This window comes from Streptomyces sp. NPDC003042 (genome assembly GCF_053591315.1).
In genome coordinates, this window is the sequence record NZ_JBSFTP010000008.1 from 150,173 (window position 1) to 164,190 (window position 14,018).

17 protein-coding genes are annotated in these 14,018 nt (G+C 71.6%); 6 read left to right on the forward strand and 11 right to left on the reverse strand.

Going from position 1 to position 14,018, the window contains the following annotated elements; genetic code table 11:
* Positions 1–58 precede the first annotated feature (58 nt).
* Entirely contained in the window at positions 59–481 is a 423-nt protein-coding gene (locus ACWDYJ_RS07310) for a DUF5133 domain-containing protein (protein ID WP_451564495.1), read from the reverse strand.
* Positions 482–764: 283 nt separating this feature from the next.
* On the opposite strand from ACWDYJ_RS07310, the gene ACWDYJ_RS07315 reads away from it, so the two are divergent.
* The 3 genes from ACWDYJ_RS07315 to ACWDYJ_RS07325 are packed head-to-tail and all read left to right on the forward strand — an operon-like array spanning position 765 to position 4,275.
* On the forward strand, positions 765–2,321 hold the full coding sequence (locus ACWDYJ_RS07315) for an FAD-dependent oxidoreductase (RefSeq protein WP_451564496.1): 1,557 nt from the start codon (positions 765–767) through the stop codon (positions 2,319–2,321).
* Between the two features lie 11 nt (positions 2,322–2,332).
* Positions 2,333–3,046, forward strand: coding sequence for a UdgX family uracil-DNA binding protein (locus ACWDYJ_RS07320; RefSeq protein ID WP_451564497.1), 714 nt, complete (start codon positions 2,333–2,335; stop codon positions 3,044–3,046).
* A gap of 8 nt (positions 3,047–3,054) precedes the next feature.
* Positions 3,055–4,275, forward strand: coding sequence for an FUSC family protein (locus tag ACWDYJ_RS07325; protein ID WP_451564498.1), 1,221 nt, complete (start codon positions 3,055–3,057; stop codon positions 4,273–4,275).
* A 4-nt stretch (positions 4,276–4,279) separates the two neighbouring features.
* Here the strand turns inward: ACWDYJ_RS07325 and ACWDYJ_RS07330 are convergent, their stop codons facing one another.
* Positions 4,280–5,311 (reverse strand): DNA topoisomerase IB, encoded by a 1,032-nt coding sequence (locus tag ACWDYJ_RS07330; protein ID WP_451564499.1) that lies wholly within the window; start codon positions 5,309–5,311, stop codon positions 4,280–4,282.
* A gap of 62 nt (positions 5,312–5,373) precedes the next feature.
* On the opposite strand from ACWDYJ_RS07330, the gene ACWDYJ_RS07335 reads away from it, so the two are divergent.
* Positions 5,374–6,174, forward strand: a complete 801-nt coding sequence (locus tag ACWDYJ_RS07335) for an SDR family NAD(P)-dependent oxidoreductase (RefSeq protein WP_451564500.1) — start codon at positions 5,374–5,376, stop codon at positions 6,172–6,174.
* 4 nt (positions 6,175–6,178) lie between these two features.
* Here ACWDYJ_RS07335 and ACWDYJ_RS07340 read toward each other — a convergent pair whose 3' ends face one another.
* A complete protein-coding gene (locus ACWDYJ_RS07340; protein ID WP_451564501.1) occupies positions 6,179–6,454 on the reverse strand; it encodes an isoamylase early set domain-containing protein in 276 nt (91 codons plus the stop codon).
* Between the two features lie 183 nt (positions 6,455–6,637).
* Between ACWDYJ_RS07340 and ACWDYJ_RS07345 the strand changes: the two genes are divergently transcribed.
* The gene (locus ACWDYJ_RS07345; protein WP_451564502.1) at positions 6,638–7,435 is read left to right on the forward strand and encodes a VOC family protein; all 798 of its coding nucleotides are present in this window, start codon (positions 6,638–6,640) and stop codon (positions 7,433–7,435) included.
* A gap of 7 nt (positions 7,436–7,442) precedes the next feature.
* On the opposite strand, the gene ACWDYJ_RS07350 is transcribed toward ACWDYJ_RS07345, so the two are convergent.
* Together ACWDYJ_RS07350 and ACWDYJ_RS07355 are read right to left on the reverse strand one after the other, a co-directional pair.
* Entirely contained in the window at positions 7,443–7,643 is a 201-nt protein-coding gene (locus ACWDYJ_RS07350) for a hypothetical protein (RefSeq protein WP_451564503.1), read from the reverse strand.
* A 94-nt stretch (positions 7,644–7,737) separates the two neighbouring features.
* On the reverse strand, positions 7,738–8,088 hold the full coding sequence (locus ACWDYJ_RS07355) for a plasmid stabilization protein (RefSeq protein WP_451564504.1): 351 nt from the start codon (positions 8,086–8,088) through the stop codon (positions 7,738–7,740).
* Between the two features lie 217 nt (positions 8,089–8,305).
* Here ACWDYJ_RS07355 and ACWDYJ_RS07360 point away from each other — a divergent pair, with 217 nt between their 5' ends.
* Positions 8,306–9,181, forward strand: coding sequence for a potassium channel family protein (locus ACWDYJ_RS07360; RefSeq protein WP_451564505.1), 876 nt, complete (start codon positions 8,306–8,308; stop codon positions 9,179–9,181).
* A gap of 16 nt (positions 9,182–9,197) precedes the next feature.
* Here ACWDYJ_RS07360 and ACWDYJ_RS07365 read toward each other — a convergent pair whose 3' ends face one another.
* From ACWDYJ_RS07365 to ACWDYJ_RS07390, 6 genes are all read right to left on the reverse strand, one after another.
* Complete coding sequence (locus tag ACWDYJ_RS07365) at positions 9,198–9,770, reverse strand: DUF3618 domain-containing protein (RefSeq protein WP_451564506.1); 573 nt, start codon at positions 9,768–9,770, stop codon at positions 9,198–9,200.
* Entirely contained in the window at positions 9,746–10,219 is a 474-nt protein-coding gene (locus ACWDYJ_RS07370) for a phage holin family protein (protein WP_451564507.1), read from the reverse strand. Before ACWDYJ_RS07370 ends, ACWDYJ_RS07365 begins: the two co-directional genes overlap by 25 nt.
* Positions 10,220–10,232: 13 nt before the next feature.
* Complete coding sequence (locus tag ACWDYJ_RS07375; RefSeq protein WP_451564508.1) at positions 10,233–10,817, reverse strand: hypothetical protein; 585 nt, start codon at positions 10,815–10,817, stop codon at positions 10,233–10,235.
* A gap of 45 nt (positions 10,818–10,862) precedes the next feature.
* Complete coding sequence (locus tag ACWDYJ_RS07380; RefSeq protein ID WP_451564509.1) at positions 10,863–11,057, reverse strand: DUF2795 domain-containing protein; 195 nt, start codon at positions 11,055–11,057, stop codon at positions 10,863–10,865.
* An 88-nt stretch (positions 11,058–11,145) separates the two neighbouring features.
* The gene (gene ctaD, locus ACWDYJ_RS07385) at positions 11,146–12,894 is read right to left on the reverse strand and encodes an aa3-type cytochrome oxidase subunit I (protein ID WP_451564516.1); all 1,749 of its coding nucleotides are present in this window, start codon (positions 12,892–12,894) and stop codon (positions 11,146–11,148) included.
* 269 nt (positions 12,895–13,163) lie between these two features.
* On the reverse strand, positions 13,164–14,018 hold an 855-nt coding region (locus ACWDYJ_RS07390; protein ID WP_451564510.1), incomplete at its 5' end, for an amylo-alpha-1,6-glucosidase.

Sequence of the window (14,018 nt, forward strand, 5' to 3'; positions counted from 1 at the left end):
GGCCCCGGCGCCATGCTCACCGCCATGGGCGCTCAGCGCCGTGCGCCGTGCGGCCGCGTCACCCGCGCGAGGCGTCGGCCAGATGCCGCTCCGCGGCCGTCACGGCGTCATGGGCGGTGGACCGCCCCATCAGTACGCACAGCGTGTAGACGACGTCGTCCATGGCGCGGCGCGCCTCCTCGTCCGCGGGTTCGACGCTCAGGCGTGCCCGGCAGTCCCTGAAACGGGCCAGGATCTCCCCGGTGCTGGCCCGGCTCGGCAGCAGCCCGCGCCGCGAGGGCTCGCCGTCGCCCGCGGGGGCGGGTGTACGGGCCGTCTCCACCGCCCTGCGCAGCGCGCGCTCCACATGCGCCGGGACCGGTACGCCGCGCGCTCCGGCGACGATCGCCCCGGCCAGTTCCACCACCGCGACGCGGGCACTCGCGGCGGCGGTCGCCAGGATCTGCTTCGCCTCGCGTGCCGAGCAGGGTGTCATCGCCATGACCATCCCCACGGCCCACGCTGCCGTGGGTTCTGTCAGAGGCTTGCCGACCACCAGTCCGGTACCACCGGAAGACTGAGGAATACGAGGACACATCACGGGGCCATCCCTTCAACCCAAGGCCGCAGGCACGATGACGAGAAGTATGGAAGGTATGCCCGCCTGAACGGTCCACGGCACACCCGAGTCGGCTTCTCTGCGAGGAGTACCGCCTCGGAGCCTTCCCCCAGCACGGCCAATGACCCCGCTGCATTTCATCGGTGAAGGTGGGCAGTCGCACCCCATGGACCACAACCACGTTCCCGTGCTCTCGCACTGGATGCAGACCGAGCTGCCGGCCCATCCCCCGCTCACCGACCCCGAGACGGCCGACGTCGTGGTGATCGGTGGCGGGATCGCCGGACTGAGCAGCGCCTGGGAACTCGCGCGCGGCGGCCGCAGCGTGGTGGTGCTGGAGGCGGGGCGGATCGCCTCCGGAGTCACGGGGAACACCACCGGCAAGATCACCGCCCTGCACACCACGATCTACGAGGAACTGCGCCGCAGCCGGGGCGCGGAGGGGGCCCGTCATTACGCGCGGTCGCAGAGCGCGGCTCTGGAGCGGATCCGGGAGGTCGCCGCCGAACTGGGGGCGGACTGCGAGCTGGAGGACCGGCCCGCCTACACCTACTGCGAGGATCCGGGCGGCACGGACGCGCTGCGGGCGGAGGCGGCCGCCGCCCGCGGCGCCGGCCTGGACGCGCGGTTCGTGACGGAGAGCGGTCTGCCGTACCCGGTGGCCGGCGCCGTACGGGTGGAGGGCCAGGCCCAGTTCCACCCCCGCAAGTACCTGGGCGCGCTGGCCGCCGACATCCTCGCGCGCGGTGGCCGCATCCACGAGTACTCCCGGGTCACGGAACTGGTGGAGGGCGAGCCCTGCCGGGTCACCACCGAGGCGGGGGTGACGCTGCTGGCGCGGGAGGTGATCGTGGCCACCCACTTCCCGGTCTTCGACCGGGCCCTGCTCTTCAGCCGCCTCACCCCGCACCGGGACGTGGTGGTGGCGGGTGTGATGCCCGCCGAGCGGGACCCCGACGGCATGTACATCACCCGGGAGGGCGGCAAACGTTCGGTACGCACCGCCCCCTGGGGCGAGTACCAGCGGCTCCTGATCGTGACGGGCGAGGCGTTCCGGCCCGGCGACGGCGGGGTGGGCGACCGGTACGAGCGGCTGTCCGGCTGGATGCGGGAGCGTTTCCCGGACATCGACATCACCCACCGCTGGGCAGCGCAGGACAACGCGTCCACCGACACGGTGCCGTTCGTCGGCCGTTTCCACCACGGCAGCGGGCACGTGTACGTGGCCACCGGATTCGCCGGCTGGGGCATGAGCGGCGGCGTCATGGCGGGGCAGCTGCTCTGCGCGCTCCTCGACGGCCGGGCCCCCGAGTGGGCCGGACTCTACGATCCCCGCCGACTCGCGTCCGCGCTGCGGGCGGCGCCGTCGTTCCTCAAGGCCCAGTGGGAAACGGGCAAGCACTTCGTCGGAGACCGGTGGGACGCGCTGAAGGAAGCGGCGGACCAGACGGTGGAAGGACTACTCCCGGGCGAGGCGGCGGTCGTACACCTCCAGGGGCGGCCCTGCGCCGTCTACCGTGACGACGACGGCCGACTGCACGCCGTCTCGGCCACCTGCACCCACCTCGGCTGCCTGGTCGCCTTCAACGACGCCGAACGCACCTGGGAGTGCCCTTGCCACGGCTCCCGCTACGGCGTCGACGGCGAGATCCTGCAAGGGCCGGCGCTGCGTCCCCTGGAGGCACGCGAGATCCGGTACTCCCAGCGCCGCACACACGGCTGAAGGTGGTAGTGATGGACGCGACAACGGACGCCCAGGGCGCGCCAGGCGCTCACGACGCCTCCGCGGGCACGGAGTACGACGCGGGGCCCTACCTGCCGGGCCGCGGCGGAATCGACGCCCTGCGGCGGGCCGCGGCCGGGTGCCGCGGCTGTCCGCTCTTCGCGGACGCGACGCAGACGGTGTTCGGGGCCGGATCGCCGCACGCCCGGCTGGTGCTCGTCGGCGAACAGCCCGGTGACCAGGAGGACCGGCAGGGCGAACCGTTCGTCGGGCCCGCCGGAGCGCTGCTGCGCAAGGCGCTGAACGAGGCCGGCATGAACGACGAGCCGGTCTACGTCACCAATGCCGTCAAGCACTTCAAGTACACGGTCGCGGAGCGCGGCAAACGCCGGATCCACAAGGCGCCCAGCCTGCGCGAGATGAAAGCGTGCCGGCCGTGGCTCGCCGCGGAACTCGCCAGTATCGAACCCGAGTTGGTCGTGGCCCTCGGCGGAACGGCCGGGAAGGCGATCCTCGGGAACTCCTTCCGCGTGGCCGAGCAGCGGGGCATCCTGCGGCCGATGCCCGCGCCGGACGCCCTCGGCACGGACGCGGCGGACGGGTCCGGCGGAGCGCGGCTGCTCGCCACGGTGCACCCTTCGTCGGTGTTGCGCGCCACGGACCGCGAGAGCGCTTTCCAGGGCCTGGTGTCCGACCTGCGGGTCGCCGCGACGGCGCTGGGCTGAACCGCCGGATGACACAGACACTCGCCCCCTTGCGCCGGCTCGTGAGCCGGCACCGGGAGCCCGCCGTCGTGCAGGCCGTCCGTTCCACCGCCGCCGCGGTCGTCTCGTACGTCGTCGCGCTCCAGCTGAGCAGCGAGCCCGCGCCGCTCACGGCGCCGCTGACAGCGCTGCTCGTCGTCCAGGTGACCCTCTACACCACGCTCACCACGGGGATCCGGCGCGTCAACTCGGTCGTCGCGGGAGTGGTGCTCGCCATCGGGTTCAGTGCGCTCGTCGGGCTGACCTGGTGGAGCCTCGGTCTGATCATCCTCGCCTCGCTCGTCCTCGGACGGGTCGTGAAGGCGGGCGAGTTCGTGCCCGAGGTGGCGATCAGCGCGATGCTGGTCCTCGGTGTGACCCGGGTGGCGGACACGGCCTGGGACCGGGTGCTGGAAACGCTGATCGGCGCGGCGGTGGGGCTGGCCTTCAACGTCTTCTTCGCGCCGCCCGTATGGGTGAGACCCGCCAGCGAGGCCATCGTCGATCTCGCCGGGCGCATGCGGGCCCTGCTGCTGCACATCGGCAGCGAGTCGGCCGGCGCCACCACGGTGGAGAAGGCCGCCGCCCGACTGCACGAGGCCCGCCGGCTCGACAACGACATCGCCCAGGTGGACGGAGCGCTGCGGCAGGCCGAGGACAGCCTGCGGCTGAACCCGCGGGTGCGCGAGGGCACGATGTTCCGGCTGGTGCTGCGGACGGGGCTCGACACCCTGGAGATCTGCGCGGTGGTCCTGCGGGTGTCCTGCCGGACCTTGACCGACCTCGCCAAGGCCCGGGGGGACGAGCCGCTCTTCACCCCGGCCGTCGCCCACGCCTTGAAGGAGTTGTACGCCCATACGGCCGTCGCCGTCGAGGCGTTCGCCGAGCTGATCACGGCGCAGGTCAGCGCCAACGCCGAGGACGCGGAGGCCAGGCTGACGGCGGAGCTGGACATCGCGCGCGTCAGCCGGGAGCGCCTGGCGGTCCTGCTCCAGGAGGAACTCGGCGCCCGTCCCGGGCCGTGGCAGCTGTACGGAGCGCTGCTGGCCGAGGCGGACCGGGTGCTGGACGAGCTGGGGGTGGACAAGCGTTCCGAGCGGCTCCTGGAGGAACTGGACCGGCACTCCCGCACGCAGCGCGAGCGCTACCCGCGACTGCACCGCCTTGCCGAGCGCACGCGGCGCGCCAGGTCCCGGGCCGGGGCAGGATAAGGAGCTAGCTAGTGCTGTGACCGTCGGCGAGGAGCCGGCGGACGGCCCGTTCCACTTCGCCGTGGGTCGCCGGACGGCCGTACGCGGCGTCCTTGCCGATCCGGTCCAGCGCCGACCGGACCGTGACTCCCTCCTCGAACAGCTCCACGACCCGGGGGTTGATGTAGGAGGCCCGGCAGACGGCGGGGGTGTTCCCGAGGTAGGTACTGACCTCCCGCGCCGCGCGCGCCTCGGCCGCCCGGCGCCGGCCCGGGGAGGCCTCGGCCATGTCCTCGGAGACCGCCAGGGCGACCGCGGCCAGGACCGTGGCGTGCCAGGTCCTGAAGTCCTTCGCCGTGATGTCCGTACCGGCTTTGCGGCGCAGGTAGTCGTTCAGGTCCTCGGCCTGCACATCGTGCCAGGCCCCGCCTTCCCAGTACACGAACAGCTGCCGCCCGTCGTCGCGGCGCCGCAGCAGGGCTCGTACGACGGCGTAGGAGGCCGGGTCCACCAGGGCGAGGGTCTGCTGCTGCCCGGACTTGCCCGGGTAGGTGAAGCAGAGCTCGCCGCGACGGCACACCGCGTGCTCGCGCAGCAGGGTGGTCAGCCCGAACGCCTGGTGATCGCGCCGGTACTCGGCGCCGCCGACCCGGAAGAAGCCCAGGTCCAGCAGCCGGGCGGCGCAGGCCAGCACGCGGTCCCGGGTCAGCCCCCGTCCGGCCAGGTCTTCCTCGATCGCCTCGCGGAGCGCGGGGAGGCGGGCGGCGACGTCCTGGACGTGCTCGTGCTTGGACGCTTCCCGCCGTTCCCGGAAGGCCGCGTGGTAGAGGTACTGGCGCCGGCCGGCGTCGTCGCTGCCCATGGCCTGGATGTGGCCGTTGGCCCAGGGGCAGATCCATACGTCGGTCCAGGCCGGCGGGATCGCCAGCGCGCGTATCCGGGCCAGTTCCGACGCGTCGGTCAGCGGTCGCCCCGCGCTGTCGAGGTAGCGGAAGCCGCGCCCGTGGCGCACGCGCTTGTACCCCGGGCGCTCGGGATGACTCGTTCGCAACCGCATGACACTCCTCGGCCCATGCTGACAGCACGGGTAGCGTCATGCCAGGCGGGTAGCGGCGGCATATGGACACCTCACACCCCTTGGCCGTGGTCACCGGCGCTTCCAGCGGCATCGGCCTGGAGCTGGCCCGCGAATTCGCCCGCCACGGATACGACCTGATCGTCGCCGCCGAGGACGAGCTGCTGTACGAGGCGGTCACCCGGCTGCGCGTGCACGGCACGTCGGTGCTCGCGGTGCGCACCGACCTGGCGACGTACGACGGTGTGGAGGCGCTGGTCCACGACGTGCGCGCCGACGGCCGGCCGGTGAGCGCCGCCGTCCTGAACGCAGGGATAGGGCGGGGCGGGGCCTTCCTGGAGACCGACCTCGCCGACCTGGCCCGCGTCATCGACCTCAACATCTCCTCGACCGTGCACCTGGCCGCCCGGCTGCTGCCGGACATGGCCGCGCGCGGCGCGGGCCGGCTCATGATCACCTCGTCGGTCGCCGCCGAGCTACCGGGCCCGTACCACGCCGTCTACAACGCCTCGAAGGCCTTCCTGCAGTCCTTCGCCCGCGCCCTGAGCACGGAGCTGAAGGGCACCGGGGTGACCGTCACCGCGCTGATGCCGGGCGCCACCGATACCCGGTTCTTCGTACGGGCGGGCCTGCTCGACACCCGCGTCGGACGGTCGAAGAAGGACGATCCGGCCCTGGTCGCCCGGCAGGGGTACGCGGCGCTGATGGCCGGCCGGCCCCGCAAGGTGGCCGGCTCGCTTCCCACGCGGCTTCAGGAGCGGGTCGCCCGGGTCCTCCCGGACGCCGCCCGCGCCGCCCTGCACCGGCGCTGGGCGCAGCCCCACGGCAGCCGGAGCCACCTGTAGGCGCTCAGGTGTGCAGGCGGCTGTTGGGGCCGTCCTGGTCGCCGGCGCTCTCGTCGTTGAACCAGTAGTCGCCCGCGGCGAGGTAGCGGAACGCGTGTGTGCCCTCGTTCGGCAGTTCCACGGTCACCGCCCGCGTGCCGTCCTTGCGGGGACGCAGCGGGTGGGTGCCGGGCCGCCAGTCGTTGAAGTCACCGACCACGCTCACCGGGCCCGGGGGCCGGTCCGCGGGAAGCACGAACGTCACCTCGGTACGGTCCTTGCGCAGTTTGCGTTCCAGCATGAGCGCGACTCCTTCGAGACGGGGGCGGGGGATTCAAGGCCTATGGTCACTCGCGCGCACCGCGCGCGCACGCCGACCGCCAGGTCCGTCACCCTGTGTGACAGACGTCGGGTGGAGCCGAGCCTCGCGGCCGGACGCGCCGGACGGGGCTACCGTGGGAAGCCCCTCCACGGTGAGCGACAGATGAGGTTGGCGGCTGTGTCGACGTCAAGTCATGCGGTGTTCGGCGCACCGGTCTGGGTCAGTCTCATGACCCGGGACCTTTCCGCCGCGCAGGATTTCTACGGTGCGGTGCTGGGCTGGCGGTTCCGCCGGGCGCGGCTCGGGGAGGGCTTCAGCGTGGCGTTCCGCGAAGGAGCGCCCGTGGCGGGCATCGGCGCGCTGGCCGAGCGTCTGTCCCTCCCCGTGGCGTGGACTCCCTACTTCGCCGTCGAGGACGCCGACGTCACCGCGGACCGGATCCGCGAGCGCGGGGCGACCATGGCGGTCGGCCCGCTCGCCTTCGGCACGGGCCGCGCCGCCCTGGCCGCGGACCCGGACGGGGCCGTCTTCGGGTTCTGGCAGGGCGAGGTCATCCCCGATTGGACGGTGGGCCGGGGCGCGGCTCCCGCATGGCTCGAACTGCGTACCCGTCAGGCCTTCGCCGCCGCCATCTTCTACGGGCAGGTCCTCGACTGGGCCGGCGACCGGCCCGGCTGCTGCACGGTGTCCTACGAGCACGACCACGTCGTGCTGCGTCACGGCCACCACACGGTGGCGCGCATCAGCGGCGGCGCCGTCGACGAGGACCCCGACCCGCACGTGCGACCCCGCTGGCACGTCCACTTCACGGTACCCGACCTGGAAGAGGCCGTGGAGGCCGCCATCCGTCTGGGCGGCAGGACGGTCTCCCCCGTCCAGAGTTCGGTCACCGGCCGCTCGGTGGCCCTGAGCGACCCCGACGGGGCGCTGTTCACCGTACTCACCCCACGGTCGTTCTAGGCCCTGTTCACTTCTGCGGCCGGTCCCCCCGGTCCCGTTCGGCGGAACGGCGCCGCGCCCGGGTGTCGGGGGTGAGCGCGTCGCCGGCCCCGCCGTCGTGCGTACCGGGCATGACGGCTTCCTCCGCCTCCTCGCGGGCCTCTTCGTCGCCGCTCTCGCCCGGTGCCTGCGAGGGCGTGGTCGTCCTCGGCTCCTTGCGGTCGCTCATGCGGTGCTCCTCTGTCGCGTGGTGCGGCGAACCCCACCGGGCGCGGTGCGCCCGGTGGGAGGTTCGGCCGCGCGGTCCTGACGGCGACACGGCGTCAGTGGCCGAGAGCGTTCTTGAGCTGCTCCTTGTTCATGTTGGAGCGGCCTTCGATACCGCGCTTCTTGGCCTCCTCGTACAGCTCGTCCCGGGTGCGTTCGGAGGAAGAGGAAGAGGAGGAAGAGCCGCCGCCACCGGAGCGGGACTTCTGCCCGCCGCGCTGCGACGGGGACTTGCCCTGGGTGGAACTGCGGCTGGCCGTCTTCGACTCGCCGGAGCGGGCCCGTTCCTTGTTCACTGTGCGCGCGGCCATCTCCTTCGCGCGGCCTTCGGACATGCCGCGTTCCTCGCCGGACTCCTTGATGTGCTCGTACTGGCGCTCGCGCTTGGCGCCGGCTCCCCTGGGCATGACGGACCTTCCTTTCACCAGTGGGGTGGTTCCACGGTCAAGCTGCGCGTACCCACATCCGTCCCTGTTTCACAGCGGCGGGCTCACACCGCGCAACCTCTTCTTCCATCATGAGCCGGTGGCGCGGCTACGGCCTGCTGTGGAAAGCCGGTTCGCTGCGGCGCGCCGGAGCCGGGGTGCGCGAGGGTGGGGCGAGTCGAGCGGGAAGGACAGCCGGATGAACTGGCTCTTCAATGTCGCGGGCGCGGCCCTGGTGCTGTTCGTCCTGCGGGACGTCTTCCACACGCTGTGGCATCCGACGCGCCACGGCGGGTTGAGCCGACTGGTCATGACCGGCCTGTGGCGGCTGTCCGCGGCGCTGACCTCGCGCCGCCGGGCGTCCGGACTGGCCGGTCCCCTGGCATTGGTGGCCGTGGTCTCGGTGTGGGCGCTGACCGTGGTCGTGGGCTGGGCTCTGATCTACTGGCCGCACATGCCGGGCGCTTTCACGTACGCCGCCGGGCTGCGGCCGGGCGACCACGCCCAGTTCGTCGACGCCGTGTACATCTCCCTGGTCCACGTATCCACGCTGGGCCTCGGGGACATCGCGCCCGCCGCGGGATGGCTGCGCATCCTGGCTCCGCTGGAAGCCCTCGTCGGTTTCGTCCTGCTCAGCGCGACGGTCGCCTGGACCCTGGGCATCTATCCGGCGCTGGCCCGCCGCCGGGCCCTCGCGCTGCGGCTGTCCCATCTGCGGCGCACCCGCCCGACCACGGACCGGCTCGACACGGCGGCGGGGGCGGCGCTGCTGGACAGCCTGGCCGCCGGAATCTCGGTGCTCTCGGTCGACTTCATGCAGTACGCCGAGTCGTACTACTTCTACGACGGCGACGACCGTACCTCCCTGGCCCTCCACATCGGGTACGCCGACGAACTCGCCGACCAGGCGGCGGGCGCCGCTCACCCCGACGTCCGGCTCGCCGCCGCCGTGCTCCGGGCGGCGCTGGAAGACCTGGCCACCATCCTCGACCATCGCTTCCTGCACACCCGGGGCACGGTGCGGCAGATCCTCGACGCCTTCGCCGACGACCACGGCCGCCACTCGGGAACCTGAGACCGGAACCCGCGACTCACATGGTGTCCCGGCCGGTGGACCGCCCCTCCTCCTTGGTCGTCCGGGCGGTTTCCCGGGCCGCCTCCTGGGCCGTCGACTTCACCGCCTCCACGGCCTCGGCGGCGGGCTCGCGCAGCTCGTCCCGCATCTCCTGGGCAGCGCCCACGGCCGTGCGCTTGACGGGCTCCAGCACTTCGTCGGAGTGCTCGCGCAGCTGCTGACCGGCGCGTTCCTCCGCCTCGGTCGTCGGCAGGAGCGCGGCGGCCACCATGCCGGCGCCGAAGGCCAGCAGGCCGGCTCCCAGGGGGCTGCCCTGGGTCCGCCGCTTGACCTGTTCGGGTGCGCTCTGCACGGCGTCACCGATCTCACCTGCGGCGCGGTCGGCCATGGACTGGGTGGTCTGGGCGGCCTCCTGGGCCGTGCCCATCACCCGCTCCCTCATCGAGGTCAGCCGGTGCCGGGCGGCTCCCACCTTGCGCCGCGCCACATTGCGAGGCGCCATTCGACCGGTCAGCCGGTCGACGTTGCGGCTCACATGGCTTCGACGGTATTCGACGTCCCTCCTCAGCTCCTCGGGTGTCGTGCCCATCGGGCATCCTCCTTCAGTGTTTCCACCGTCTGCTCGGGCTTGAGGTTCAGCGTGCGCAGCCGCTTGCGCCCGAGGGCGTACAAGACGGCCCCGGCCACGGCCCACACGGCGGTCACGATCAGCGCGGCCCAGGCGGCATCCATGACGTTGGCGAGGGCGAAGACCACCGTGAAGCTGGCCAGCAGCAACGCCAGGTGTCCGGCGTACCCGGCTCCGCCGAGCATGCCGACGGCCTTGCCCGCCTTGGCCGACTCCTGCTTGATCTCCGCTTTCGCCAGTTCCACCTCGTCGCGGACCAGGTGCGACAGGTCGGTGCTGATCGCGCTGATCAGATCGCCGATCGAGGCCTGGTCGAGGTTGTCGGGGGCCTGGACGGGACCGGGCCGGTCGCGGCCGTCCCCGGAACCGGTGTCCGGCGGCGACGTGCGGCCCGAATACGACATGGCCATGTCTCGGCTCCCTTCACTCGGTGGCCGCATCGGAGGCGGCGTCGTACGACGGTGTGTAGCGCGGGGGCTGGGACGACTGGCCGTAGGTGTCCAGCGGGTCCGCGTACGGGGCCTCGTACCGGGAGCGGCCATCGCCCTCGGCTCCCGCGGCGCGCCCGTCCGAGCCGGCCGGGGCGGCGGCCGAACCGGCCGCGCTGACGCCCTTGCCGGCTCGCGCGACCGCGAATCCGGCCAGCGCGGCTCCGGCGAGGAAGACACCGGGGCGCCGTCGCGCGAAGTCCTGAAGCTCGGACATCAGGCCGTCCGGGCCGCGGCTTTCGAGCTGATCGGCGATCTGCCGGCCGCTGTCGGCGATCTTGCGGGCCACACCCGCCGCGGTGGAGTCGGGGCTCGCGCCCTCGCTCATCTCCCGCACTTCGTCCGCGAGCCGGCGTACGTTCTGCGCCAGGTGCCGGGTCTGGGACTGCGCCTGGTCCTGGAACTGACCGCGCAACTCGCCGGCCAGGTCCCGGGCCCGCGTGGCGGCCTCGTCCTTCACGTGGCCCATTTCCTTCTGGGCGGTTCCGGCCACGTCGGCGGCCTTGTCGAAGTCACTCAAGGCTCCTCCAGATGAATCGAATCGGCCCGCCTCGTTCCGAGGGGCTCATTCGTTGCCGAACACGGCCTTCTGTACCTCGTCGGGACCGTCGAAGCGGTCCTTTCCGGAGTTGCTCAGCTTCTCGACGATCTGGTCGTCCGCGCCGTTGTCCTCGGCGAGGGAGCGCAGGTCGTCGAGGGTGGCGGGATACTCCGCTCCCTTGAGTGCCTTCTGAAGATCGATCGGGCTGATGGTCGCCATGGCGCCCTCCCGTGTTCTCTGTGTTCTCTTTCCGCTGTTCTCATGCGGCCGGTTGGCCTCACGGCACGGCTGCCCGGATATCGGGAGGCTATTCGGTGGACCGCGGCGCGTCCGGGTCCGGGCCGCTCACCGAGCCCCGCGGACCGGAGGCTTTGTCCTGGTCGACGACGTCACGCTTGGAGTCCTGCCGCCAGTCCAGGGCTGCGATCTCCGGGTAATGGAGGTCGAAGGCGGGCGACTCCGACCGGATCCGGGGAAGGGCGACGAAATTGTGCCGGGGCGGCGGGCAGGAGGTCGCCCATTCCAGCGAGCGGCCGAATCCCCAGGGGTCGTCCACCTCGACGCGCGGCGCGTAGCTCGCCGTCTTCCACACGTTGTAGAGGAACGGCAGCGTGGAGGCGCCGAGCAGGAACGCACCGATGGAGGACAGGGTGTTCAGCGCGGTGAACCCGTCGGCGTCGAGGTAGTCGGCGTAGCGGCGGGGCATCCCCTCGGCGCCCAGCCAGTGCTGGACGAGGAAGGTGAGGTGGAAGCCGATGAAGAGGGTCCAGAAGTGGATCCTGCCGAGGCGTTCGTCGAGGAGGGTGCCGGTCATCTTCGGCCACCAGAAGTAGAAGCCGGCGAACATCGCGAAGACGACGGTCCCGAAGACGACGTAGTGGAAGTGGGCCACGACGAAGTACGAGTCGGTGATGTGGAAGTCCATCGGCGGGGACGCCAGGATGACCCCGGTCAGGCCGCCGAACAGGAAGGTGACCAGGAATCCGATCGACCACAGCATCGGCGTCTCGAACGACAGGGACCCTCGCCACATGGTGCCGATCCAGTTGAAGAACTTCACCCCGGTGGGCACCGCGATCAGGAAGGTCGCGAAGGCGAAGAACGGCAGCAGCACGGCCTGCGTGGCGAACATGTGGTGCGCCCACACCGTCACCGACAGGCCCGCGATGGCGATGGTGGCGCCGACCAGACCGATGTATCCGAAGATCGGTTTGCGCGAGAACACCGGGATGATCTCGGTGATGATGCCGAAGAACGGCAGGGCGATGATGTAGACCTCCGGATGCCCGAAGAACCAGAAGAGGTGCTGCCACAGCAGCGCTCCGCCGTTCGCGGGATCGAAGGCGTGCGAGCCGAAACGCCGGTCGGACTCCAGCACCAGCAGGGCCGCCGCCAGCACCGGGAAGGCGAACAGGACCAGTACCGAGGTCAGCAGGATGTTCCAGGTGAAGATCGGCATCCGGAACATCGTCATGCCCGGTCCGCGCAGGCAGATGATCGTCGTCACGAAATTCACCGCGCCGAGGATCGTCCCGAAGCCGGCCAGGGCCAGACCCATGATCCACATGTCGCCGCCGATGAACGGCGTGCGCTCGAACCTGCTGAGCGGCGTGTAGGCCGTCCAGCCGAAGTCGGCCGCGCCCTGCGGGGTGAGGAGGCTGCCCACCACGATCAGACCGCCGAAGAGGAACAGCCAGAACGACAGCATGTTCAGACGGGGAAAGGCCACGTCGGGCGCGCCGATCTGCAGCGGCATGATCGCGTTCGCGAAACCCGCGAAGGTGGGGGTCGCGAAGAGCAGCAGCATGATCGTGCCGTGCAGGGTGAACACCTGGTTGTACTGCTCGTTGGAGACGATCTGCATCCCCGGGCGGGCCAGCTCCGCCCGCAGCAGGAGCGCCAGCACCCCGCCGACGAGGAAGAAGGCGAACGAGGCGATCAGGTAGAGGTGCCCGATCTTCTTGTGGTCGGTCGTCGTGATCCACGAGACCAGAACACTCCCCCAGGAGCGTCCCCGTACCGGAATCGGAGTGACAGGCTCGGTCGACGTCACGATGCGCGGTCCCTTGTACGAAGCCAGGCGGACGGGAGCGCCTGCCGGCCGGACCGGCGCGCCCCTCTCTGTCTATCTCCGCCTCCGGGGAAAACCCGCTCCCCCCACGGTCGCGTACGGGTGATCTCTCGGCCCGACGCGGCCCGGAAACCAGGCGCCGCACTCGTCGTTGACGGGCCCGTGCGCGGTCACCGGGGTGGGAGCCCGGCGCCGGCCGGCCTGGAGCGGTCCGGCGCTGCTGTGGTCGTGGACGGCGTCCGGGTGCGGGTCACTCAGGATCCGGGCCGTTGCTGAGGACTCGGCGCGGCGGTGAGCGGCCGCCGCGGCTGCCTGATGACCTCCACGTCGTCCGGCAGGCCGTCGAGGCGGGTCGACTCGCCGTCGACGCGCAGTTCGGCGCGAGCGCCGGCGAGCGGCAGGTTGTGGACGCTCAGGCGTCCGTAGCGCCGGGGCCAGGCGGGTGCGAGCCACACCTGACGGTGCGACATCCACGGGTCCAGGCGCAGCAGCGCCCGGATGAGCTGCACCGGAGTGGCGGCCGCCCAGGCCTGGGGTGAACACGACGTGGGAAACGGCAGCGGCGCGTCGTACTCGTTGCGGTCGAAACCGCAGAACAGCTCCGGGAGCCTGCCGCCGAACGCCTCCGCCGCGTCGAGGATGCCGGTCGCCACCCGCTGGGCCTCCTCCACGAAGCCGTAGCGCATCAGGCCGGTGGCGACCAGCGCGTTGTCGTGCGGCCACACGGATCCGTTGTGGTAGCTCATGGGGTTGTAGGCGCCCATCGAGGAGGCGAGCGTACGCACGCCCCAGCCCGTGAACATCTCCGGCGACAGCAGCCGCTCCGCCACCGCCGCCGCCTTGTCCTCGTCGACGATCCCGGTCCACAGGCAGTGGCCCATGTTGGAGGCCAGCGCGTCGATGGGCCGTTTGTCCCGGTCGAGTCCGATGGCGAACCAGCCACGGTCGGGGAGCCAGAACCGCTCGTTGAACGCCTCCTTCAGCGCGGCGGCCCGCTGCGCCCAGTGGTCCACGGCCGCCATGTCCCCGGCCTCGTGCGCGAAGTGCGACCGTACGACGTAGGCCGCGTAGACGTAGCTCTGCACCTCGCACAGGGCGATGGGCGGCTC

Coding starts and splice junctions, on each gene's coding strand:
- ACWDYJ_RS07365 (WP_451564506.1), bottom strand. CDS start 9,770: ATGGGCACGACACCCGAGGAGCTGAGGAGGGACGTCGAATACCGTCGA.
- ACWDYJ_RS07315 (WP_451564496.1), top strand. CDS start 765: ATGGACCACAACCACGTTCCCGTGCTCTCGCACTGGATGCAGACCGAG.
- ACWDYJ_RS07355 (WP_451564504.1), bottom strand. CDS start 8,088: ATGCCCAGGGGAGCCGGCGCCAAGCGCGAGCGCCAGTACGAGCACATC.
- ACWDYJ_RS07380 (WP_451564509.1), bottom strand. CDS start 11,057: ATGGCGACCATCAGCCCGATCGATCTTCAGAAGGCACTCAAGGGAGCG.
- ACWDYJ_RS07345 (WP_451564502.1), top strand. CDS start 6,638: ATGAGGTTGGCGGCTGTGTCGACGTCAAGTCATGCGGTGTTCGGCGCA.
- ACWDYJ_RS07350 (WP_451564503.1), bottom strand. CDS start 7,643: ATGAGCGACCGCAAGGAGCCGAGGACGACCACGCCCTCGCAGGCACCG.
- ACWDYJ_RS07335 (WP_451564500.1), top strand. CDS start 5,374: ATGGACACCTCACACCCCTTGGCCGTGGTCACCGGCGCTTCCAGCGGC.
- ACWDYJ_RS07325 (WP_451564498.1), top strand. CDS start 3,055: ATGACACAGACACTCGCCCCCTTGCGCCGGCTCGTGAGCCGGCACCGG.
- ACWDYJ_RS07360 (WP_451564505.1), top strand. CDS start 8,306: ATGAACTGGCTCTTCAATGTCGCGGGCGCGGCCCTGGTGCTGTTCGTC.
- ACWDYJ_RS07330 (WP_451564499.1), bottom strand. CDS start 5,311: ATGCGGTTGCGAACGAGTCATCCCGAGCGCCCGGGGTACAAGCGCGTG.
- ACWDYJ_RS07340 (WP_451564501.1), bottom strand. CDS start 6,454: ATGCTGGAACGCAAACTGCGCAAGGACCGTACCGAGGTGACGTTCGTG.
- ACWDYJ_RS07310 (WP_451564495.1), bottom strand. CDS start 481: ATGGCGATGACACCCTGCTCGGCACGCGAGGCGAAGCAGATCCTGGCG.
- ACWDYJ_RS07320 (WP_451564497.1), top strand. CDS start 2,333: ATGGACGCGACAACGGACGCCCAGGGCGCGCCAGGCGCTCACGACGCC.
- ACWDYJ_RS07370 (WP_451564507.1), bottom strand. CDS start 10,219: ATGGCCATGTCGTATTCGGGCCGCACGTCGCCGCCGGACACCGGTTCC.